Below are 20,861 nucleotides of genomic sequence, written 5' to 3' on the forward strand. Positions count from 1 at the left end.
GCGTCGAAACCCTGCGGTATGGCCTAGGCAGCCGCCAGACCGAAACGATGAACGCCGACATCCCAGTCGCAGTCCTCGGCGAGAATCTGGGCGAAGACGGTATCGAGACGGGCGCGCTCCGCCTCGACGAGGGGGCCGTCGAGGACGACCGGCCGGCACCGGGCCGACAGCCCCGGCGGCACGAAGTCCGGATGGCGCAGCCTGTGATCCGACGCCTCCTCGAAGAAGGGGCGGCAGCCGAAGGGAGGATGTCGTGGGCGTCGAGTTCCACGTGCCAGTAGGAGACGCGCGCCAGGCTGGTGCGGGCGATGGTGGTTCCGTTGACCAGGCACATGACCGGCACGAGTACGCCGCCCTGCGCCTCGGCATCGGCGCCGACGAGGACGGGATGCCCGGGGGAGAGGAAGAGGTCGCGCCTGGGCAGGCCGTGGCCGAAGGCGCCGGCCCGGATGCGGATGGGCGACTGGTCGGCGGGCAGCGGCCGCTCTGCCCCGAGATCGCGATGGCCGGTCCAGGTGATCGTANGCCGTGGCCGAAGGCGCCGGCCCGGATGCGGATGGGCGACTGGTCGGCGGGCAGCGGCCGCTCTGCCCCGAGATCGCGATGGCCGGTCCAGGTGATCGTGCGGGGCCGGCCGGAGGCGGTGACGGCGCGGTCGCCGACCTGCAGGTCCTCCACGGCGACCTCGCCCCGCGTCGTCAGGATGCGCGTGCCGGACCCGAAACAGAGGGCGAGGGGCGACTGGTCCACGTTCGAGACGGAATTGTTGTACTGAAAGCCATCCTGGTTGGTGAACAGGATGTAGACGTAACTGCCGGCTTTCTCGCCTGTCGTTGGAAAGCGCACGACGGTGCCATCGGTGCCGGTCTTGCCATAGTAGGTGAGGCTCTGTGGGTAGGGTGTCCCATCGGGCTGTATCACGGTGATGGGCTCATTCGACGTATCGCCGAACACGCCGAGGTTGTCGCCTGACCCGGTGCTGGCGGTTTCCGTCAGCGTGTAGCCCGGCGGGTCGGACATGACATTGCCCACCAAGAACCCGTCTGAAGTCGGCCGCAGTTCCACGAAATTCTTGTACGTTATGGAAGGATTGGGGCCGGACAACATCGTTGCGCTCCATGTATCGATTTGTCTATAGCGTTTCTAGGATTTCATAACTTTAAAAGCCAATAGAATTCGACAGAAATACTTCTATAGATATATCTCAATACATCGAAGGTATAAGAACATATTTAATCGGGCAATGTGAAAGTCGCGCAATTGTGCAATGAGGTCGGCACGGGACGGTGAGGGGCGGTGAGGGGCGGAAAGCTCGTTCTCCTGCACTCAGGTGCTTCCCACGAGTCTGTGGAACGGCATGCGAAACTTCACACGCCGTTGCAGCACTTTTTTTAGCGGTTGGATTCGCAGTTGCGGATTGGATTGGTGGCCGCACCTAAGTCGACGCGTCGGAAGGGTGACGATGGCGCCGGGGTGCCACCCGTTTGCGCGATCGATGCGCGAGGGCCGGTCGCAGCGTCGGCGCCGGGGAGGAGCGAAAGGTCGTGATTACCGCCGCGACGAAACGGGCCCGGTGGGGCTCGCCGTTCAGCCGAAGCGTGGGCGGCGTCGCGGCGCGCGTCCGCCGTCCTGTTTCGCGAAGCGGGGGCGGACGGCGTTCCAGGGACCGCCCGTTTCCGGCCCGGTGTTCTACGTGGAGGCAGCGCCGGGGATCGTTCGGACTGCGGAGCGGTCGCAGACCGAACGCGTCCGAGACTGGGTCACATCCGCCGAATGGTCACGTGGATGCACGGCGACGAAACAGGCTCGGACTCAGGATGACCGGTTGAGGGCAGCGCCGATATAGTTGTACATGGCGGTCGTCTGGTCGGCGAAGTACCGCATCGCGGTCACGATCGCCAGAAAGACCATGGCCATGATCAAGCCGTACTCGAGGGCCGTCGATCCGGACCTGTCTTCGAGGAAGCGGCGGGCCAGAATCTGCAGATCGTGCCGCGCCGGAAATCTCCGCCGACCCCTGGCCTGTTCGCAATCCAGTTCGGTCATGGCCCCAGGGAATCTTTCGCGGACGTCGATCGTGGGAAACGTTACGCGACCTTCCTTGCGGAGGACTTAAACGGATCGTCGAAGTCCGGACGGGAGCCGATGCGACGGGCCGGGCGCGTCAGCCCCCGGTCCGTCTTTCACGCTTGCCCGACCCGTCCAGGCCATCGGATCGAGCCGGCCGGCCCCGCGGCGACGGTCAGGCCTTGCCGGATTCCTTGCGCAGGGCATCGATTCGCTGGGATGCCTCGGCCTTGTCGAGATCGGGGTCGAACGCGTCCGGGTCCTTCGCCTCTTCGGACAAGGTCTTGAGGTAGGACGCTTGCGCGCCGGTCATCGGCTCGCCGCCGGTGGTCCACTCGCTCGGATCCTTGATCTGGTTCGAGACGTCCTTCGGATCGGTCTTGGGGTTCTCGTGAGCTTCCGAAGCGTCAGACTTGGACGTGTCGGACTTCGATGAGTCGGACTTGGATGCCTGGGTCTTGTTCGCCTGGGTGCCGGCCATGTTCGGATCCTCTGGTTCACGAAATGTTCTAGTAAACGCGAGGCTCAACGGCGGGTTCCTGCGCCTGCGACCGATAAGGCCGGTCGTCCCGTGGTCATCTGTCTCACGGGTTCGCGCGATTCGGACACGTAGGCGGTTCTCGCGATCGGCTGTTCCCATTGGGGGAACGGGGCTCGGCGTGCCGTCACGCGTCCTCTGATCCCAGGCTTGACGGGTCGCGTCCGGGCTGGAACATGTCAACAACGCTGACGTACATCGAGGTCGCCCGAGACGTGACTGCCCACGCGATGCGAGACGCCGACGCGCCGCTGCCGTCCTCCGGTTCCGGCGATGATCTCATCGAGCTTCTGTTCTTCGCTTACCGGGATTTCGTCGGCGACCCCGACCGCATCCTGGCCCAGTACGGCTTCGGCCGGGCCCATCACCGGGTGCTGCACTTCGTCGACCGCTATCCGGGTCTTACGATCGCCGAACTCCTGGATATTCTGCGCATCACCAAGCAGAGCCTGAACCGGGTGCTGAAGGATTTGATCGAGCAGGGCTACATCGCGCAGAAGACCGGCACCAGCGACCGGCGCCAGCGGCTGCTGTTCTGCACCGCGGCCGGGGCGGACCTCGCCGGCGACCTCATGCGGGTCCAGAGCCGGCGGGTGGCGCGCGCCCTCGCGGCATCGGAGCGCGGCGGCGAGGCTCCCCTCTCCGCCGAGAGCTTCCTCTTCGGCATGATCGAACCCGACGCGCGCGCGGCCGTGCAGCGCCTGATGTCCCGGCGCGCCGGCAAGGCCGCCTGATGGCCACGCCCGGGGCGCGCCAGACCGCCGATCTTCCCGACCATGCGCCGCACGTCCTGGTGGTCGACGACGATCGCCGGGTACGGGAACTGCTGTCGCGTTTTCTCTACGAGCAGGGCTTCCGCGTCACCGCGGCCGGGAACGTGCCCGAGGCCCGCACCAAGGCGCAGTGCTTCGTCTTCGATGCCCTGGTGCTCGATGTGATGATGCCCGGCGAGAGCGGTTTCGATTATGCCCGGGAAGTCCGCCAGACCTCGCGCGTGCCGATCCTGATGCTGACCGCGCGCTCGAATCCCAACGACCGGGTCATGGGCCTGGAGATCGGCGCCGACGACTATCTGCCCAAGCCCTTCGAGCCGCGCGAGCTGATCCTGCGCCTGTCGAACATCATCAAGCGGCGCAACGAGGCCGGCGGCCGCGCCCAGAGCCACGACACCGTGACCTTCGGACCGTTCGCCTACCGGATCGACCGGGGCGAATTGCGCCGCGCGGACGAGCTGATCCGGATCACCGAGCGCGAGCGCGAGATCCTCACCCTCCTGGCCCAGGCCGCTGGCGGCAACGTGGAACGGGAGGCCCTGGCCGGAAGCGGCGGCCTCGCCGCCGAGCGCAGCATCGACGTGCAGATCAACCGCCTGCGCCGGAAGACCGAGGTCGATCCGGCCAATCCCCTGTTCCTGCAGACGGTGCGGGGCGTCGGTTACCGCCTCGCGGTCGACTGAGCCCATGGCCGGCACCGGCCTGCTCCAGCGCACGGCGACCCGCCTCGCTGCCCTGCCCCGGCCACGGCGGATGTGGCGGATCGTCAGCCGCGCCATCGGTGACCTGCTGCCCAAGGGCCTCTATGCCCGATCGCTCATCATCATCATCGCGCCGGTGGTGCTGCTCCAGTCGGTGATCGCCTACACCTTCATGGAGCGCCACTGGCAGCTCGTGACGCGCCGCCTTTCCTCCGCCGTCACCGCCGACGTCGCCGCGCTGATCGACATCTACGAGAGCTACCCGCAGGACAAGGATTCCGAGACCCTCACCCGGATCGCCAACGACCGGCTCAACCTCGACGTTGACATCCTGAAGGGGGCCAAGCTCCCCCCGGCGGGGCCGCGGCCCTTCTTCTCGATCCTGGACGAGGCCCTGTCCGAGGAGATCCGGCGCCAGATCCGCCGGCCCTACTGGATCGACACCGTGGGCCGCTCCAGCCTCATCGAGATCCGGGTCGCGATTCCCGACGGCGTGATGCGCGTCACCGCCCGGCGCAGCATGGCCTACGCCTCGAATTCGCACATCTTCCTCCTGTGGATGAGCGGCTCGTCCCTGGTGCTGCTCGGCGTCGCGATCCTGTTCCTGCGCAACCAGATCAAGCCGATCCTGCGGCTGGCCGCCGTCGCCGAGAGCTTCGGCAAGGGCCGTGAGATCGAGTTCCGGCCCCGCGGGGCCCGCGAGGTGCGCCAGGCCGGCCACGCCTTCATCGAGATGAAGCGGCGCATCGAGCGGGCGATGGAGCAGCGCACGACGATGCTCAACGGGGTCAGCCACGACCTGCGCACCATCATCACGCGGTTCAAGCTCTCCCTCGCCCTGGTCGAGCAGACCCCCGAGGTCGAGGACCTGCAGCGCGACGTCGACGAGATGAGTCGCATGCTGGAGGCCTACCTCGCCTTCGCCCGGGGCGATTCGGGCGAGGTGGCGGTGCCCACCGACATGCGCGCGCTCCTGGAGGACCTGCGCACCGACGTCGAGCGCCTCGGCGCCCATGTGGAGGCGGTGGACCTCGAGGACCATCCGCGGCTGACCCTGCGGCCGGATGCCATGCGGCGCTGCCTGTTCAACCTCGCGGCCAACGCGGCCCGCTACGGCGAGACCGTCGCGATCACGGGGCGGCGCGAGGCGAGGGCCTTCCTGGTCTCCATCGACGACGACGGCCCGGGCATCCCGCCCGATCAGCGCGAGGAAGTGTTCAAGCCCTTCGTGCGCCTCGACGATGCGCGCCAGGACGCGGGCGGCTCCGGCCTCGGGCTCTCCATCGCCCGCGACATCGCCCGGGCCCATGGCGGCGACGTCAGCCTGCATGACAGCCCGCTCGGGGGCCTGCGCGCCACGGTGCGGATCCCGGCCTGATCCGGGCTCATCGACCGCAGGAAAGCGTGGCCGATCCAGCTTGGCGCCGGGTGCGGGGCGATGCTATGAGAGGCGCAGCAAACGCCACAGGGACCGGTGAACCGGGTCCGACAGAGGTTGAGAGACCCGCCCATGAACAGCCCGCTGACCCCCCTCCTGATCCTCCTGCTCCTGCCGATCACCGCCATCTGCGCCGTGCTCTACACGGATGCGGGCATCGAGCCGGCGCTGTTCTACGCCACCGTGAAGACCTTCGTGGTGCTTTTCATCGTCGCCGGCGGCCTCTGCTTCGCCGCGAGCCGCCTGGCCGCTCGCAGCGAGGGCTGAGCGCGCGCGAGCCCAGGACCGCCGACGAAAAGGCCCGGACCGAAAGGTCCGGGCCTTTTCGTTTGGCCCCCCTGCTGGCGGCCTATTCGGCCGCGATGCGCGGCGGCAGGATCGGCTTCGGGTCGTTGGCCGAATGGGTCGGCGGCCGCGCGAACGCGCCCTCCGTCGGCTCGTCCACGCGTCCGACGAAGCGGCCGAAGACCCGCACGAAGAGGCGCGACAGGTCGTCCACCAGGACGAAGATCGCCGGCACGAAGACCAGCGACAGGCCCGTGGAGACGATCAGGCCGCCGATGACCGCGATCGCCATGGGCGCGCGGAACTCGCCGCCGATGCCGAGCGCCATGGCGGAGGGCACCATGCCGGCCGCCATGGCGATGGTGGTCATCACGATCGGCCGGGCGCGCTTGCGGCCGGCATCGATGATCGCGGTGGCACGGTCGACGCCGCGGGCCATCTCCTCGACGGCGAAGTCCACCAGCATGATGGCGTTCTTGGTCACGACGCCCATCAGCATGAGGATGCCGATCACCACCGGCATCGAGATTGGCTTGTTGAAGATCAGGAGGCCGAGGATCGCGCCGCCGATGGAGAGCGGCAGCGAGAACAGGATGGTCAGCGGCTGCAGAAAGTTCCCGAACAGCAGCACCAGCACGCCGAACACCATCATCAGGCCGGCGCCCATGGCGAGGGCGAAGCCCTCGAAGACCTCGCCCATCACCTCGGCGTCGCCCGTCTGGCGAATGGTCACGCCGGGCGGGAGGTCCTTGGCGGTGGGCAGGGCGAGGACGGCGCCGATCAGGGCGCCGAGGGCGTCCGATCCCTCCATGTCGGCCTCCAGGGCGACCCGGATGGCCCGGTCGTAGCGGTCGATGGCTGTGGGGCCGCGCCCGAGGCTGAGATCGGCCACGGTGGAGAGCGGCACGGCCGCGCCGCCCTTGACCGGGACCTTCAGGGTTTCGAGCTGCGAGAGGTCGCCGCGCAGGCGCTCCGGCAGCTGCACCCGGATCGGCACCTGGCGGTCGATGGTGTTGAACTTGGCCAGATTCGCGCCGATGTCGCCGATCGTGCCGACCCGCACGGTCTCGGCGATGAGGTCGGTCGTGACGCCGAGATCGGCCGCGACCCCGGCCTTCGGGCGGATGCGGATCTCGGTGCGGTCCAAGGGGGCCGTCGAGAGCACGTTGACCAAGTGGGGTACGCCCGCGGCCTCGCGCTGGAGCTTGGCCGCCGTCTCCGCCACCACCGCCTTGTCGGGGCCGGACACGATCAGGGTCACGTCGCGCTGGCCGCCCTCGCGCAGGGCCCAGAATCGGATGTCGGGCACGTCGTGCAGGATCGCCCGGATGGCGATGTCCACCTGCTTCTGGGTGCGATGGCGGGTGTTCTTCGGCGTGAGATTGATGGTGAAGGTCGCGAGCCGGACTTCCTTCTTCCCGGGCAGCTGCCGGCCGCCGTCGACGAAGACGCTGCGCACCTCCGGCAGGGCGCGGATGCGCTCCACGAGGGCGTCCGTCACCTGCGTGGTGTCGGCGAGGCGAGCCCCCGGCGGCAGTTCCACCACGAAGATGGTGCGGGCGGCGTCCTCCGCGGGGAGAAAGCCTGCCGGCAGCAGCCCGGTGGACAGGATCGACCCGGCGAAGCAGGCGAGCCCGAGCACCAGGGTGATGAACTTGTGGCGCACCGACCAGGCGACCACGCGGGTGTAGCCTCGCATCACCGGGCCCTCGCGGGTGTGATCGGGGCCGTGATCGCGCAGGAAATAGGCGGCGAGCAGGGGCGTGATCAGGCGGGCCACCAGGAGCGACATGAACACCGCCGCCGCGATGGTGAGCCCGAACTGCTTGAAGTATTGCCCGGCGATGCCGCTCATGAAGGAGACGGGGGCGAAGATCGCCATGATCGTCGCCGTGATGGCGATGACGGCGAGGCCGATCTCGTCGGCGGCCTCCAGGGCGGCGCGGTAGGGGGATTTCCCCATGCGCATGTGCCGGACGATGTTCTCGATCTCCACGATGGCGTCGTCGACGAGGATGCCGGTGACCAGCGTGATGGCGAGCAGGCTGACGGCGTTCAGGGAGAAGCCGAGGCTGCTCATCACCCAGAAGGTCGGCAGCACCGAGAGCGGCAGGGCGATCGAGGCGATCAGGGTGGCGCGCCAGTCCCGCAGGAACAGGAAGACCACGACGACCGCCAGGGCGGCCCCCTCCACGAGGGACAGCATCGCCGAGTGGTAATTGCCCACCGTGTTGGTGACCGAGGTGTCGATCAGGTCGAAGCGCACACCGGGATGGCGGGTGCCGAGTTCGGCGATGCGCTTGGCGACGCCGACGGCGACCTCCGCGTCGCTGGCACCGGTGGAGCGCGAGATCGCGAAGGCCACCACGGGCTCGCCGTTGAAGCGCGCGAAGGTGCGCGGCTCCTCCGAGCCGTCCACCAGGGTGGCGAGTTCGTCGAGGCGGACCTTGCGCCCGCCGGGGACGACGATCGAGGTTTCCGCCAGGGTGTCGAGGCTGGCCGCCCCGGCCAGGGTCCGGATGGACTGCTCCTGCCCGCCGAGTTCGCCGCGCCCGCCCGCCATGTCGGCGGCGGTCAGGCGCAGCTGCCGGTTCACGTCGGCGGCCGTGATCCCCAGCGCCAGCAAGCGGTCGGGCTTGAGGGTCACGCGGACCTCGCGGGCGACGCCGCCGAGGCGCTCGACGCCCCCGACGCCCTTCACGCTCTGCACCTGCCGGGCGATGACGTCGTCGATGAGCCAGGACAGGTCTTCCGGCGTCATCGCGGGCGCCGAGGCGCCGTAGATCATGATCGGCAGGCCCGCGATCTCGACGCGGTTGATGATCGGCTCCTCGATGGTGCGGGGCAGGTTCACCCGCACTTTCGAGATGGCATCCTTGACGTCGTTGACCGCCCGGTCGCTGTTCACCTCCAGGCGAAATTCGATCGTGGTGCTGGAGACGCCCTCGGAGATCGTCGAGATGACGTGCTTGACGCCCTTCACCCCCGCCACCGCATCCTCGACGACCTTGGTCACCTGGGTCTGCAGCTCCGAGGGCGCGGCCCCGGATTGCAGCACCTGGACGGAGACGATGGGGATGTCGATGTTCGGAAAGCGCGTGATCGGCAGCGCGCGGAAGCTGACCAGTCCGAGGACCACCAGCACCAGGAAGAGGACGAGGGAGGGGATCGGCTTGCGGATCGCCCAGGCCGAGATGTTCAGGCGCATGGGATCGTCCGATCAGCGGGAGGCGGCATCGGCCGCCGGAGGCGTCGCGGCCTCGGCCGCCTTGATGGGTGGAACCACGGGCCGGACGCGATCGCCGTCGCGCAGGAAGCTGCTGGCACGGGCCACCACCACTTCGCCCGCCTTCACGCCGGAGCGGACCTCCAGAACGCCGTCGGCGGCGAGGCCGGGCACGATCCGGCGGGCCTCGACGCGGTCGCCGGCGACGATGAAGACGCTCGCACCGCCATCGGCGCCGTAGAGCACCGCCGAGAGCGGCACCGCGACGCCGGTGCGGCGTGCGACCTCGACCTTGCCGCGGGCGAAGGCGCCGATGCGCAGGCTCGCATCGGGATCGAGGCCGATGCGGATGCGTCCGAGGCGCGTCGTACGATCGATCTCCGGATCGATGCGCCGCACCCGCCCCTTCAGGGTCCGCCCCTCGTCCCAGTCCAGGCGGGCCGGATCACCGACGTGGAGCCGCGGCATCCATACCTCCGGCACCTCGCCTTCGAGTTCGATCTCGCCCCGGGCGATCAGGCGGAACATCGGCTCCCCGGCGGCGGTCGCGGTGGCCCCCACCCGGGCGGTGCGCCGGCTGACGATCCCGGCCTCGGGGGCGCGGATCTCGGTTCGGGCACGCCGCAACGCGATCTCGGCGCCCTGGGCCCGCGCGGTGGCCAGATCGGCCTCGGCCAGCTGAAGTCCGCCCCGGGCGGCCGCGAGCCGGCCCTCGTTGCCCTGGGCGGCGGAGACGCGCTGCTCCAGGGTCACGGCCGTGGCATTGCCGGTGCGGATCAGGCTGCGCGTGCGCTCCAGGGCAAGGTTCGCCTCGACCTGGGCCGCCTCGGCCTGCACGATCTGGCTCCGGGCCTGGATGATCGCGGCCTGAGCCTTGGCGATGCCGGCGGCGTTGGCCGCCTCCTGGGTCACGATCATCTCGAGGGAGAGCCGTGCCAGGGGCTGGCCCCGGGCGACTCCGGCGCCCTCCTCCACCAGCAGGTCGGTGATGCGAAGGCCCTCGATCTCGGGCGCCACCAGGATCTCGTCGCGGGGCACCAGCGTGCCGGTCACGACAGCGAACTCCACGATCTCGCGGGCGACGGCCGATGCCACCGTCACGGCGGGTGCGACGGCGGCCGGATCGGGAACCGCCGCCGGCTCCGCGGCGCGGGCGACGGGGGCGAGCGACGCGGCGCCGGCCAGCACCGCGAGGGCGAAACGAAACCGGTGTCCGAACGGCACGGGCCGAGGGGGGCGCATGGCAGGGCACTCGACGCGGGTGGGATGTACGGGCTTGCGGGGCGAGACCGGCAAATTCATGGCACACCTCTCGGGCGACGTCCGCGTTGCCGGGACCTCGCCCCCGCTCGGTGCGAGGATCGGCAACATTTTGCCTGCCGTCACGTTAGGACAATCGTAGACCTTTTCCGGTCGAGGGTTAACGAACCATGAGCATCTTCGAGGTCCGTCAGCAGTCGAATGGCGCCGTTCTCTGGACCGGCAGCGCGCTCGACGAAGTGTCCGCTCTCGATGCGATGGCGCGCGAAGCCGGTTACATCGACTTTCAGGCGCTTCCCGAGGAGATCCGCGCGGCTCACCCGGTCGCCCGTCCGATCGCGTAAGGCGTTTCGGGGCCCGTTTGGCGAGAGATCCTTGACCCGGGTCGCCGACCGGCATGCGCCCTAGCGGGACGCCATGGGATCCAGCGACAGGTAGCGGGGATCGAAGCCGGCCAGGCTCGTCAGCCGCTGGACGTTCCGGATCGTCAGGATGCGCGAGCGCAGCTCGATCAACCCCTGGCGCTTCAGATCCTGAAGCGTGCGATTGACGTGCACGCTCGCGAGGCCGGTCGCATCCGCCAGATCGAGCTGGGACACCGGAAGATCGTAGCCGTCGCCCCGCACCAGTCCGACGGCCCGCAGGCGCATCAGCAATTCGAGAAACAGATGTGCGATCCGCTCGATGGCCGAGCGGGAGCCGAGATTCACGATCCACTCGCGCAGGATCGCGTCGTCCACGAGGTTCGCCCGACGCAGGGTCGTGACCAGCGTGGCCTGCTCCCGGACGAGGTTGCCGAGGGGCACGAAATCCATGCGCGTGAAGCGGCAGGCCGAAAGGCTCGTGATCGCGTGGTCCCGGCGGTCGAGCAGGCCGGTATCAAGGTCGCAGAAATCGCCCGGGACCAGATAGGCGAGGATCTGCCGGGTTCCGTTGGCCCGCAGCTTGCACCGGCAGGCCATGCCTTCGAGGAGCACATGGACGCCGTCGGGACGCTCACCCTCCCGCACGATCTCCATGCGCGGTCCGATGAGCGAGATGGCTCCACAGAGCCGCGTCAGGATCGCGCGATCTTCGGTCGATACCGGCCCGAACCGCTCCAGCTTCCGGATCAGCGGAATCATCACATCGTCGTCATCGTGCAGGGTTAGGCGATGCGGCAAATCCGGATCGGAGTCCGACGCCGTCATCGACACCGCTCCGGTGTCTGTCGCCGCGCGCGATCGCACCCTCTCGCGTTCACCCAACCCGTCACGGTGTCGAACCCTTCCTCCGACCGATTCCGGGCTGCTCCGCCTGCGCGTGGACCAACCGAGCCGTGCTCGCAGGATCATCGGCCGAGAACGGCCGAACCCTTGCGCCACTACGGCCAGGACCCTCGGTTCGTTGCGATATTCCCCGAACCGCAGCGTTCATAAATCCCAAAGAAGCATGTCGGACAGGGCACGACGCCTTTTGTGTTGTGCCCGACATTGGAGGAATGTCGTCTACCCGACAGATCTCCTGGCGGGCTTGCCTTTGTCTCGCATCGTACAGATAGTCGCAAAATCGCTTGTATATATTCCTGAATATGGGTCCGTGAGAGACTATTTGTGCTCTTGCCCCAAGGGACAGGCCCGTGTCGCTGCTAGAGCAATCTGCCGTCCGTAACCGCTTGCTCAAACGTCTCTCGCCAGGTGACTATCGGTTGCTTCAGCCGCACCTGCGCGCGATGACGACGGAGCTGCGCCAAGGCCTGATTTATCCGCATCGACCGATTCAGGACCTCTACTTCCCGGAGGCCGGCTACGCGTCGATCACGACCTCCGGGACGAGCAGGGTCGAGGTGGGCATCATCGGGCCCGAGGGCGTGGTCGGTGCCGCACCGGTGCTGCTGGGGAGTGACCGCACGCCCTACGACCACTTCGTCCAGAACGCGGGCGAGATGCTGGCCATCGACGCCGCCGTGCTGATGGCCGCCACCGAGGAGAGCCTCACGCTGCGCAACCTGCTGCTGCGGTTCGTCCAGACCCTCCTGGTCCAAACGGCGCAGACCGCGTTCGCCAACGCGAGCTACAACATCGAGGTCCGGCTCGCCCGCTGGCTGCTCATGTGCCACGACCGGGTCATCGGCGACGAACTCACCGTGACCCATGACTTCCTGTCCTTCATGCTCGGCGTCCAGCGCACGACGGTGACCCTCGCCCTGCAGCTCCTGGAGGGCAACCGCCTGATCAAGGCACGTCGCGGGCGGATCGGGGTTCTCGACCGGACCGGCCTGCTGGCCGTGGCGGGGGGCAGTTACGGCGTACCCGAAGCCGAATATCTCCGCCTGATCGAGGGCGCCTGACCCGGAGGGGGGGCTGTCGAATGCCGCGACGCACCGGGGCGCCTGCACCGTCGATCAGGCCAGGTCCGGCTTCGGCCGATGGACGCGTGACATCGCCCTGTCGCGGACGTGCGGCAGTGAACACTTGCTCTCCTGCAGGGTTGAAGAACGACGCATCACGCGTTCCCCCCGGGACTCGCCTCCCAGGACACGCCTCCCAGGACTCGGCCCGCCCGGCAATGGCCGTGGCGGGCTCTTTGCGTCTTGCTATCAGGTATCTTCTCGAGAAGACTTTTGCCGGGTTGTCTTTCGAGCCAGACGTAAACGTACGATTTCGCGCATAAATCTTTGAAGGTCTTCCCATTAACCTGTGTTGATGCGGATAAATCTCTCGTTTTGCACACTCGGGCGGACTGAGGGGGATCGGGCTCATGCCCTTCCCGGCCGAATGAGAAGTGACTGGATGACATCGCAATCTGGATCCGATGCGTCGACCCGCCTCCGTCCCGAGAACGCTCCCCCGCTGGCGCCGTCGATCCGACGAACCCTCGGGCAGCACCTGCGCGCTGCCTATGCCTCCCTCGATGACGACCCGCCCGACCGGTTCGCCGTGCTGCTCGCCCGTCTTGAGGCGGTGCTCGCCGCCCGCGGCGAGACTCTCACGGCTGAGGTCCGCCAGGGGCTCCGGGACCATGCGCCGGGCCTGCGCAAATACGCCCTCTCGTTGACCCGCGACGCCGCGCGCGCCGACGATCTGGTCCAGGACACGATGATGCGGGCCTGGATGTACCGCGAGAGCTTCACGCCGGGCACCAACGTGTGCGGCTGGCTCACCATCATCATGCGCAACACGTTCTATTCCGGCCAGCGCAAGCGCGTGCACGAGGTCGAGGACAGCGACGGCAGCTACGCGGCGCAGCTGGTGACCCTGCCGGCGCAGGGCGCCGTCCTCGACCTGGAGGACGTCAACGCTGCCATCGGGCGGCTCTCCACGACCCTGCGCCAGGCCCTGACGCTGGTGGCCATCGACAATATGACCTACGACGAGGCCGCCAGGGTGATGGGCTGCAAGATCGGCACGGTGAAGAGCCGCGTCTGGCGGGCCCGCGAGAGTCTCGCCGCCCTCGTCGGCTACTCCGCCCACGAGATCGGGCCGGACCGCCTCGCCACCTCCGTGCTCAGCGACCTGAGCCTCCGGCCTCGGGCCTGAAGCGGCCCTTCGAGTCTGTCAGGTTCATCCGGAACCAGACAGACTCTAGATTCCTTTCTTGTCCGTTTGTCTTTCCGGGAAAACCGGTTTCCACGTATCCCTGACAAACTCTACAGCAGCGTTCCGCGCAGGATCAGCATCGCCACCGAGAAGTAGATGACGAGGCCCGTGACGTCGACGAGGGTGGCGACGAAGGGGGCCGAGGCGGTGGCGGGATCGAAGCCGAGGCGCTGCAGCAGGAACGGCAGCATCGAGCCGGTGAGCGAGCCGAAGGTGACGATGCCGATAAGGGCCGCCCCCACGGTCGCCGCCACCAGCATCCAGTGCTCGCCGTAGTCGTAGAGGCCGGTCTTCTGCCAGACCACGATGCGGACGATGCCGATCGCGCCGAGAATCGTGCCGAGCACGAGGCCGGTGGGCACCTCGCGAAGGGCCACCCGCCACCAGTCGCGCAGGCGCACCTCGTGCAGGGCCAGGGCGCGGATGAGCAGCGAGGTGGCCTGGCTGCCGGAATTGCCGCCCGAGCTCATGATCAGCGGGATGAACAGGGTCAGCACGATGGCCTTTTCGAGCTCGCCCTCGAAGCCCTGCATGGCGGTGGCCGTCATCATCTCGCCGAGGAAGAGCGCGCAGAGCCAGCCCGCCCGCTTCCGGATCATCGTGCCGAAGCCGATGTCCATGTAGGGCTCGGGCAGGGCTTCCATGCCGCCAAAGCGCTGCACGTCCTGGGTCTGCTTCTCGACCATCGCGTCGATCATGTCGTCCACCGTGACGATGCCGATGACGTGCCCGACCGCGTCGATGACGGGGAGCGCCAGGAGGTCGTAGCGCGAGATCAGACGGGCGGCCTCCTCGCGGCTGGCCGTGGGCGAGACCGCCAGCGGACGTCGGTTCGGGGCCACCGAGAGCACGTTGTCGCCCGGATTGCCCGAGATCAGCCGACGCAGGGGCACCGCCTTGGTCAGGGCCCGGGTGCGCGGGTCGAGGACGAAGATCGCGTAGATGGTCTCGCGGGTCTTCTCGACCTGGCGGACGTGGTCGAGGGTCTGCTGCACCGTCCAGTTGCCCGGCACGGCGACGAATTCCGTGGTCATCAGCGAGCCGACGGTCTCCTCGCCGTAGGTGCTCAGCCGGTCGACGGCCCCGCGGGTCTCGGCGTCGAGACGGGCGCGCAGGTCCGAGCGGCCGGGCTCCTCGATTTCGCGAAACAGGTCGGTGATGCGGTCGGCCGACATGCCCGACAGGTAGGAGGCGACCCGGTCGCGCGGCAGCATCTCGATGATGTCGGCGGCGCAGTCGAGCTCGGGCTGATCGAGCACCTCGATCGCCCGCTCCACGGGCAGGCCCAGTAGGATGGCGGCGGCGACCTCGGGCGCCTCGTCGTTGAGCGCCTCGACGATGTCGGGCGCGCGCTCATCCGACAGGCGAGCGGCGAGCACGGCCGGATCGATGCCGGTCGGGAAGGAAGCGATCTCGTTCATGGGCTCACCTCGCAGGGCGCGCGATCCGGCCGTGAGGGGCCGTCCCGCGCCGGGCCGCCCGGGCCCGGTCAGCGGGGCGTCAGGCGAAGGAGGCGGAGGCGACCGCGCACGGCGCGGGCGATCGGTCTGGATTGTCGCTGGGCATCGGAATCGTCGAGAGGGAGCCGAAGCGCGCGCCGCGCGGTGAGTCGTGACCCCCGCGCAGGCCCGTTCGGCGGCGCGTCAGTGCGCCTCCCCTCCCCGGGGCGTCAAGCCGAAACCGGCCTCGGCCGGATCTTTCCTCCGCACCCGTGGCGCCCCTGCCGTCCGGTCCGGGGCCGACCCATCGCAGCCCCCCTCGCACGGGCGATGTGCCGGCATCATATCTCCGGTGTCCGGAGTGCCGGGCCGAAAGCGCGGCAACGCTCGGGCGCCGGATGGGAACTTTCCCGCGATCCTATGAGAAATATAAGTGTAGCGTCCACTTGTATTGTGCCCAACACAACGGCATATCAGGGGCGTCGAACACGAAGGAGTTTCCCATGAAGTGGTCCGCCCCCGTCGTCCAGGAAGTCTGCGTCGGCATGGAAGTCACCAGCTACGAGTCCGCCGAGATCGATCCCTTCAACTAAGGCGCGGCCTTTCGAGGCTGTTTCTCGTCGAAGAGTGGATCGAACCCATCCGGGTTCGGCTTTCATACCCCCAAACCAACCAGGAGAGATGTCATGAAGTGGTCTGCCCCCATCGTCCAGGAAGTCTGCGTCGGCATGGAAGTGACGAGCTACGAGTCCGCCGAGATCGATCCCTTCAACTAAGGGCGATCGCGGGTCCCGCCCGCGGGACCGGCTGATCCGAGGGGGCGCTGTCCGAAAGGGTGGCGCCCCTTTCGTTTGGGCTGAGAGTGTCGGGCGGCGGTGATCCCCTCGGCGAGCGCAGCGCCTCCGCCAGGAAGTCGATCAGCACCCGGACGCGCGCCGGCATCGACGGGCCGCCGACGAAGACCGCATGGATGGCCTCGCGGTCCTGCGGATTGTAGCGCTCCAGCAGCGGCACGAGGCGCCCGCTCGCCAGTTCGTCGGCGATGTGGAAGCGCCCGACACGGGTGATGCCCATGCCGCCGAGGGCGAGTTGGACCAGCGTCTCGCCGTTGTTGGCGGACATGGAGCCGGAGACCGCCAGGAGATAATCGCGTCCCTCCTCCCGAAACGGCCACCCGGGCTCGGCGCGGCGGAAGTTGAAGTCGAGGCAGTTGTGTCGGGCGAGATCCGCGGGGATCTCCGGCGTTCCGACCCGCGCCAGATAGGCGGGCGAGGCCACGACCGTCCGGCCCGTGTCGCCGAGGCGGCGCGCGGTGAGCGGGCTGTCCGGTAAAGTCCCGAAGCGGATCGCCACATCGGCCCGTCCGCCGAGGATGTCGGCGACCTGGTCGCTGAGGTCGATGTCGACGCTGATGCCGGGATGGCGCGTCACGAATTCCGCCAGCAACGGCACGATCACCAGACGCCCATGGGCGGAGGCGGTGCTGATCCGGACCCGACCGCGGGGGGAGGCCTGATCGGCGACCGCGCTCTCGCTCTCGGCGATATCGGCGAGGATGCGGCGCGCGGCACGAGCATAGCTCTCGCCTTCGGCGGTAAGGCGCAGCGTCCGGGTGGTCCGCACGATCAGCTGCACGCCGAGGCGTGCTTCCAGGCGGGCGACGATGCGGCTGACGGCGGAGGCGGTCAGCCCCAGCCCGCGGGCCGCCGCGGACAGGCTGCCGTCTCGCGCAATGGCGAGGAAGGCCGCCATCTCCCCCGTCCGGTCGATTCGGTCCCGCGGCATTCGTGCTCCTGACGCACAGATGTCGGTCCGGAGATCGGGCTACCGCCCGGTGTCGCGCTGCATCATGTGCCTGTCGGGAACAATGACCGAGAGGCAACCCCCATGACAATCCATCCTGCCCTGCTGGCGCTGAGCATCGGCGCCTTCGGGATCGGCGTCACCGAATTCTCGCCGATGGGCATGCTGCCGCTGATCGCGAACGATCTCGGCGTCTCGATCCCGGCCGCCGGCCTGCTGGTCAGCGCCTATGCGCTCGGCGTCCTGATCGGCGCCCCGCTGATGACCCTCGCCTTCGCGCGGGTGCCGCGCCGGGCGCTTCTCGTGGGTCTGATGGGCATCTTCACGGTGGGCAGCGTGATTTCGGCCCTCGCCGACGGTTACGCGATGCTGCTCGCGGCACGGATCGTCACGGCCTTCAACCACGGCGCCTTCTTCGGGATCGGATCGGTGGTGGCCGCCAGCCTCGTACGGCCCGAGCGGCGTGCGGCCGCCGTGGCCGCGATGTTCTCCGGCCTGACCATCGCGACGATCGGCGGCGTGCCCCTCGCCGCCTGGGTGGGGGAGGCGCTGGGCTGGCGCGCGGCCTTCTGGGGCATCGCCGGCATCGGCGCCGTCGCGATGCTGTCGCTGCGGCTGGCCCTGCCGCCCCTGCCCGTGGACGGCGCCCCCGACATCCGCGCGGAGCTGCGCGTCGTGGCGCGGCCGGCCGTCCTCGGCGCCCTCGCGCTCACGGTCCTCGGGTCGAGCGCCATGTTCACCGTCTTCACCTACATCGTCCCGATCCTGCGCATCGAGACGGGGGCGGACGCCTCCTTCGTCACGGCCATGCTGGTGGTCTACGGCGTCGGCCTGACCCTCGGGAACTGGGCCGGCGGACGCCTGGCCGACCGCACGGTGGACGGAACGATCATCGCCTCCCTGGTGGCCCTGGTCCTGCTGCTCGGGGTGTTCGCCGTCGGGATGGACTCGCGCTGGGTCGCCGCCCCGCTCATCCTGCTCTGGGGCGTCGCGAGCTTCGCCCTGGTGCCGCCCCTACAGATGCGGGTGATGGCGGAGGCCGGCGAGGCGCCCAACCTCGCCTCGGCCCTGAACATCGGAGCGTTCAACCTCGGCAACGCCATCGGTGCGGCCCTCGGCGGCCTCGTGATCGACCTCGGCGGAGGCTATCCGGCGGTCTCGGTGGCGGGGTCAGCAATGGCGGCGGTCGGCCTCGCTTTCCTCCTCGTTCTGCGGCGCGGCCGGCGCGTCGCCGGCGTGGCGGCGTGTCCCTGACGCCGGGGAACCGGGCGCGCCTCTACAATCCGAGGCCGAGCTGGCGCGGCTCGGGCGCGGGGCCGTGTTCCAGGGCGGAGAGGGAGACGCCGAGGAGGCGGACGCTGCGCCGCAGGGGGAACAGGTCGCGCAGGAGGACCAGAACGGTTTCCTCCAGGACGGCGCGGTCCGGGACGAAGCCGGGCAGCGAGCGGGCCCGGGTGATCTGCTCGAAATCCGCGAACTTCACCTTGAGCGTCACCGTGCGGGCCCGGACCTCCCTGGCGGTGGCGGCGCCCCAGACCTTGTCGAGGATCGGCGGCAGGCGCCCCGCGAGCACCCCGTAATCGGCAGAGTCCTCCGAGAAGGTGTTCTCGGCGCCGATGGATTTCCGAATCCGGTTCGCCCGGACCGGACGGACGTCGATGCCCCGCGACACCCCATAATAGTAGGGCGCCGAGGCGCCGAACCGCTTCGTCAGGGTCTCCAGGCTGAGGGCGCGCAGGTCGCGTCCGGTCAGGATGCCGAGCGCCTTCATCCGCGCTTCGGTGACGGGGCCGATCCCGTGGAAGCGCCCGATCGGCAGGTCCTCGACGAAGGCCGGCCCCATGGCGGGGGTGATCACGAACAGGGCGTCGGGCTTGCGGAAGTCGGACGCCACCTTGGCCAGGAACTTGTTGTAGGAGACGCCCGCCGAGGCCACGAGGCCGGTCTGCGCGCGGATCGAGGCCCGGATCGCGCGGGCCACCGCGGTGGCGGTCGGCAGACGCTGCCGGTTCTCCGTCACGTCGAGATAGGCCTCGTCGAGGGCGACGGGCTCGATCAGGTCGGTATGCTCGGCGAAGACCGCCCGGATTTGCTCCGAGATCCCCCGGTAGACCTCGAAGCGCGGCTTGACGAAGACCAGGTCGGGGCAGAGCCGGCGCGCCGTGACGGAGGGCATGGCCGAGCGAACGCCGAAGGCCCGCGCCTCGTAGCTCGCCGCCGCCACCACGCCGCGCTCGCGCGATCCGCCCACCGCGACCGGGCGGCCCCGCAACGCCGGGTCGTCGCGCTGCTCCACCGAGGCGTAGAAGGCGTCCATGTCGATATGGATGATCTTGCGGATCGCGCCCGCGTCGTCCGGGTCCATCGCGGACGTTCCTCCGATCGTTCTGCCGCTGGTGTTCGTGGTCTGTTCGCAGAATCCCGGTCCGGGCACGGGAATCAAGCCCTGACGGGTCTCGATCCACCGCGGAACCGACGCAGCCTCGCCGCGGCTCACCGCGCGGGGGCTCGCCGTGGACCGGGGCGTGCCGCATAAGGGCGCCCAGGACAGCCGAAGCCCGCGCTTGGCGATTCGCCCGAGGACAGGTTCTTGAACATCACCCAGATCACCCACCACGACCTCGACGGCTACGGCGCCTCCACGGTGGTCGGCCAGTTCGCCGAGGTCGCCCGCATCGTGCACGTGCCGCGCTATTCCGATGTCGGGCCGGTGGTCGAGACCGAGCTGAAGCGCCTCGGCAAGGCGTCCGCCCCGGAAATGATCGTGATGACCGACCTCGGCCTCGAGGCGGTGGCCGTGACCTTCATCCGCAACTTCGCCGCCCTGAACCGCCGCCGCGATCCGACGGCGCGCCACCGCCTCGTCGTCCTCGATCACCACGCCTCCTCGGTCGACCAGCTGCGCGAGCAGGGCCTCGCACCGCAGGCCGATCCCACGGCGCCGAGTCTGCAGCGCTTCGACCTGGAAGATCCGAACATCGTCGTGCTCATCGACGAGGCCTGCTGCGCCACCCGCATGGCCTACGAGCACCGGGCCCTCTACGCGACCCGCGAGACCGGCGCGGATCCGATCCTCGGCGCCCTGGTGACGGCGGTCGATGCCGTCGATCTGTGGCGCAAGGACCGGCCGGCCTTCCGCAACGGCCTGAGCCTCGACGAGATGTTCTGGGACAACGTCTCGAACCTCGTGCCCATCGGGCATCCCTGGCACGACCGGTTCGTCGGCGACCTCCTCCTCGGCGCGGCCCGCCTCCTCGGCGAGGGCGCCTCTCCGGCCGTGATCGAGGGCCAGGTGCCGGCCCTGCGCAAGGCGATCCTCGACGGCTACCTCGCAGAGGACGAAGGCGACGACCGCACCCTCACCACCCGCATGCGCATCGCCCGGGTGCTCGCCCGCTCGGACCTGTTCCATCCCCTCTCGGACGGCACGCTGATGTCCTTCGGCCTCGATTCCGGCACCTTCCAGCGGGTCTCGGACCTGATCATGGAGAGCGGCCGGGCCAAGCGCGTGCTCAACGTGCAGCGGGCGGGAACCATGTCCTTCCGCTCCAACAACGAGACCGCCCTGGAAGGCGCGCGGCGCTTTCGCGGCGGCGGCCACAAGGATGCCGCCGGCGGCAAGCTGACCAGCGGCTCGGCCTTCTCCCTGGCGGACGCCATCGCGCAGGTCGAGCCGGTGCTGAACCCGCCGGCGGCCGACCCGGCGCTGAGCCCGTTCGGGGCCTTGAAGAACTGGAAGGGCTGAGACGCGCG

General features: G+C 68.9%; 20 protein-coding genes and 2 pseudogenes. 11 read left to right on the forward strand and 11 right to left on the reverse strand.

Annotation, left to right across the window (positions count from 1 at the left end; genetic code table 11):
• Nucleotides 1-23: 23 nt before the first annotated feature.
• The 5 genes and pseudogenes from ASG51_RS24980 to ASG51_RS09400 all read right to left on the reverse strand — a co-directional run bounded on the left by ASG51_RS24980 (nt 24) and on the right by ASG51_RS09400 (nt 2,548).
• Nucleotides 24-182: a hypothetical protein gene (locus ASG51_RS24980; protein WP_244480125.1), complete on the reverse strand. Its 159-nt coding sequence runs from the start codon at nt 180-182 to the stop codon at nt 24-26.
• A gap of 107 nt (nt 183-289) precedes the next feature.
• Nucleotides 290-520: pseudogene (locus ASG51_RS24985) on the reverse strand (Hint domain-containing protein); the annotation flags it as partial.
• Between the two features lie 5 nt (nt 521-525).
• Nucleotides 526-1,107 (reverse strand): annotated as a pseudogene (locus ASG51_RS24990) (Hint domain-containing protein); the annotation flags it as partial.
• Between the two features lie 705 nt (nt 1,108-1,812).
• Complete coding sequence (locus ASG51_RS09395) at nt 1,813-2,046, reverse strand: Flp family type IVb pilin (RefSeq protein WP_056274668.1); 234 nt, start codon at nt 2,044-2,046, stop codon at nt 1,813-1,815.
• A gap of 196 nt (nt 2,047-2,242) precedes the next feature.
• On the reverse strand, nt 2,243-2,548 hold the full coding sequence (locus tag ASG51_RS09400) for a DUF3072 domain-containing protein (protein WP_056380427.1): 306 nt from the start codon (nt 2,546-2,548) through the stop codon (nt 2,243-2,245).
• Nucleotides 2,549-2,835: 287 nt separating this feature from the next.
• On the opposite strand from ASG51_RS09400, the gene ASG51_RS09405 reads away from it, so the two are divergent.
• From ASG51_RS09405 to ASG51_RS09420, 4 genes are all read left to right on the forward strand, one after another.
• Nucleotides 2,836-3,339: a MarR family transcriptional regulator gene (locus tag ASG51_RS09405; protein ID WP_056380429.1), complete on the forward strand. Its 504-nt coding sequence runs from the start codon at nt 2,836-2,838 to the stop codon at nt 3,337-3,339.
• Nucleotides 3,339-4,061, forward strand: a complete 723-nt coding sequence (locus tag ASG51_RS09410; RefSeq protein WP_056380431.1) for a response regulator — start codon at nt 3,339-3,341, stop codon at nt 4,059-4,061. Before ASG51_RS09405 ends, ASG51_RS09410 begins: the two co-directional genes overlap by 1 nt.
• A 4-nt stretch (nt 4,062-4,065) precedes the next feature.
• Nucleotides 4,066-5,457 carry an ATP-binding protein gene (locus ASG51_RS09415; protein WP_056274663.1) on the forward strand — a complete coding sequence of 464 codons (1,392 nt, stop codon included), beginning with the start codon at nt 4,066-4,068 and terminating at the stop codon, nt 5,455-5,457.
• Nucleotides 5,458-5,589: 132 nt separating this feature from the next.
• Nucleotides 5,590-5,784 (forward strand): hypothetical protein, encoded by a 195-nt coding sequence (locus ASG51_RS09420; RefSeq protein WP_056213650.1) that lies wholly within the window; start codon nt 5,590-5,592, stop codon nt 5,782-5,784.
• A gap of 82 nt (nt 5,785-5,866) precedes the next feature.
• Here the strand turns inward: ASG51_RS09420 and ASG51_RS09425 are convergent, their stop codons facing one another.
• Entirely contained in the window at nt 5,867-9,010 is a 3,144-nt protein-coding gene (locus ASG51_RS09425; RefSeq protein ID WP_056213652.1) for an efflux RND transporter permease subunit, read from the reverse strand.
• Between the two features lie 12 nt (nt 9,011-9,022).
• The gene (locus ASG51_RS09430) at nt 9,023-10,270 is read right to left on the reverse strand and encodes an efflux RND transporter periplasmic adaptor subunit (protein WP_056274660.1); all 1,248 of its coding nucleotides are present in this window, start codon (nt 10,268-10,270) and stop codon (nt 9,023-9,025) included.
• A 188-nt stretch (nt 10,271-10,458) separates the two neighbouring features.
• On the opposite strand from ASG51_RS09430, the gene ASG51_RS24605 reads away from it, so the two are divergent.
• Nucleotides 10,459-10,632, forward strand: a complete 174-nt coding sequence (locus ASG51_RS24605) for a hypothetical protein (protein WP_181259671.1) — start codon at nt 10,459-10,461, stop codon at nt 10,630-10,632.
• Between the two features lie 60 nt (nt 10,633-10,692).
• Here the strand turns inward: ASG51_RS24605 and ASG51_RS09435 are convergent, their stop codons facing one another.
• On the reverse strand, nt 10,693-11,652 hold the full coding sequence (locus ASG51_RS09435) for a Crp/Fnr family transcriptional regulator (protein WP_244476416.1): 960 nt from the start codon (nt 11,650-11,652) through the stop codon (nt 10,693-10,695).
• Between the two features lie 254 nt (nt 11,653-11,906).
• Here ASG51_RS09435 and ASG51_RS09440 point away from each other — a divergent pair, with 254 nt between their 5' ends.
• Nucleotides 11,907-12,617: a Crp/Fnr family transcriptional regulator gene (locus tag ASG51_RS09440; RefSeq protein ID WP_056274658.1), complete on the forward strand. Its 711-nt coding sequence runs from the start codon at nt 11,907-11,909 to the stop codon at nt 12,615-12,617.
• Nucleotides 12,618-13,059: 442 nt separating this feature from the next.
• The gene (locus ASG51_RS09445) at nt 13,060-13,806 is read left to right on the forward strand and encodes a sigma-70 family RNA polymerase sigma factor (RefSeq protein ID WP_056380433.1); all 747 of its coding nucleotides are present in this window, start codon (nt 13,060-13,062) and stop codon (nt 13,804-13,806) included.
• Between the two features lie 110 nt (nt 13,807-13,916).
• On the opposite strand, the gene mgtE is transcribed toward ASG51_RS09445, so the two are convergent.
• Nucleotides 13,917-15,287 carry a magnesium transporter gene (gene mgtE, locus ASG51_RS09450; RefSeq protein WP_056274654.1) on the reverse strand — a complete coding sequence of 457 codons (1,371 nt, stop codon included), beginning with the start codon at nt 15,285-15,287 and terminating at the stop codon, nt 13,917-13,919.
• A gap of 521 nt (nt 15,288-15,808) precedes the next feature.
• Between mgtE and pqqA (ASG51_RS09455) the strand changes: the two genes are divergently transcribed.
• Entirely contained in the window at nt 15,809-15,898 is a 90-nt protein-coding gene (gene pqqA, locus ASG51_RS09455) for a pyrroloquinoline quinone precursor peptide PqqA (protein WP_019902976.1), read from the forward strand.
• A 93-nt stretch (nt 15,899-15,991) separates the two neighbouring features.
• Nucleotides 15,992-16,081, forward strand: coding sequence for a pyrroloquinoline quinone precursor peptide PqqA (pqqA, locus tag ASG51_RS09460; RefSeq protein ID WP_056213663.1), 90 nt, complete (start codon nt 15,992-15,994; stop codon nt 16,079-16,081).
• On the opposite strand, the gene ASG51_RS09465 is transcribed toward pqqA (ASG51_RS09460), so the two are convergent.
• Nucleotides 16,074-17,090, reverse strand: coding sequence for a LysR family transcriptional regulator (locus tag ASG51_RS09465; protein ID WP_082513950.1), 1,017 nt, complete (start codon nt 17,088-17,090; stop codon nt 16,074-16,076). The genes pqqA (ASG51_RS09460) and ASG51_RS09465 overlap by 8 nt on opposite strands.
• Before the next feature lie 102 nt (nt 17,091-17,192).
• Between ASG51_RS09465 and ASG51_RS09470 the strand changes: the two genes are divergently transcribed.
• Nucleotides 17,193-18,362: an MFS transporter gene (locus tag ASG51_RS09470; protein ID WP_056380435.1), complete on the forward strand. Its 1,170-nt coding sequence runs from the start codon at nt 17,193-17,195 to the stop codon at nt 18,360-18,362.
• Between the two features lie 22 nt (nt 18,363-18,384).
• Here the strand turns inward: ASG51_RS09470 and dinB are convergent, their stop codons facing one another.
• Nucleotides 18,385-19,473, reverse strand: coding sequence for a DNA polymerase IV (gene dinB / locus ASG51_RS09475; RefSeq protein ID WP_056380437.1), 1,089 nt, complete (start codon nt 19,471-19,473; stop codon nt 18,385-18,387).
• A gap of 225 nt (nt 19,474-19,698) precedes the next feature.
• Between dinB and ASG51_RS09480 the strand changes: the two genes are divergently transcribed.
• On the forward strand, nt 19,699-20,853 hold the full coding sequence (locus tag ASG51_RS09480) for a hypothetical protein (RefSeq protein ID WP_056380439.1): 1,155 nt from the start codon (nt 19,699-19,701) through the stop codon (nt 20,851-20,853).
• Nucleotides 20,854-20,861 lie beyond the last annotated feature (8 nt).

Source organism: Methylobacterium sp. Leaf465 (assembly GCF_001424705.1).
Classification (GTDB): domain Bacteria; phylum Pseudomonadota; class Alphaproteobacteria; order Rhizobiales; family Beijerinckiaceae; genus Methylobacterium.

Bases quoted from the DNA above. Each gene is read 5' to 3' on its own strand.
- ASG51_RS09395 (WP_056274668.1), bottom strand. From the start codon at position 2,046: ATGACCGAACTGGATTGCGAACAGGCCAGGGGTCGGCGGAGATTTCCG.
- ASG51_RS09400 (WP_056380427.1), bottom strand. From the start codon at position 2,548: ATGGCCGGCACCCAGGCGAACAAGACCCAGGCATCCAAGTCCGACTCA.
- ASG51_RS09405 (WP_056380429.1), top strand. From the start codon at position 2,836: ATGCGAGACGCCGACGCGCCGCTGCCGTCCTCCGGTTCCGGCGATGAT.
- ASG51_RS09410 (WP_056380431.1), top strand. From the start codon at position 3,339: ATGGCCACGCCCGGGGCGCGCCAGACCGCCGATCTTCCCGACCATGCG.
- ASG51_RS09415 (WP_056274663.1), top strand. From the start codon at position 4,066: ATGGCCGGCACCGGCCTGCTCCAGCGCACGGCGACCCGCCTCGCTGCC.
- ASG51_RS09420 (WP_056213650.1), top strand. From the start codon at position 5,590: ATGAACAGCCCGCTGACCCCCCTCCTGATCCTCCTGCTCCTGCCGATC.
- ASG51_RS09425 (WP_056213652.1), bottom strand. From the start codon at position 9,010: ATGCGCCTGAACATCTCGGCCTGGGCGATCCGCAAGCCGATCCCCTCC.
- ASG51_RS09430 (WP_056274660.1), bottom strand. From the start codon at position 10,270: ATGCGCCCCCCTCGGCCCGTGCCGTTCGGACACCGGTTTCGTTTCGCC.
- ASG51_RS24605 (WP_181259671.1), top strand. From the start codon at position 10,459: ATGAGCATCTTCGAGGTCCGTCAGCAGTCGAATGGCGCCGTTCTCTGG.
- ASG51_RS09445 (WP_056380433.1), top strand. From the start codon at position 13,060: ATGACATCGCAATCTGGATCCGATGCGTCGACCCGCCTCCGTCCCGAG.
- mgtE (WP_056274654.1), bottom strand. From the start codon at position 15,287: ATGAACGAGATCGCTTCCTTCCCGACCGGCATCGATCCGGCCGTGCTC.
- pqqA (WP_019902976.1), top strand. From the start codon at position 15,809: ATGAAGTGGTCCGCCCCCGTCGTCCAGGAAGTCTGCGTCGGCATGGAA.
- pqqA (WP_056213663.1), top strand. From the start codon at position 15,992: ATGAAGTGGTCTGCCCCCATCGTCCAGGAAGTCTGCGTCGGCATGGAA.
- ASG51_RS09465 (WP_082513950.1), bottom strand. From the start codon at position 17,090: ATGCCGCGGGACCGAATCGACCGGACGGGGGAGATGGCGGCCTTCCTC.
- ASG51_RS09470 (WP_056380435.1), top strand. From the start codon at position 17,193: ATGACAATCCATCCTGCCCTGCTGGCGCTGAGCATCGGCGCCTTCGGG.
- dinB (WP_056380437.1), bottom strand. From the start codon at position 19,473: ATGGACCCGGACGACGCGGGCGCGATCCGCAAGATCATCCATATCGAC.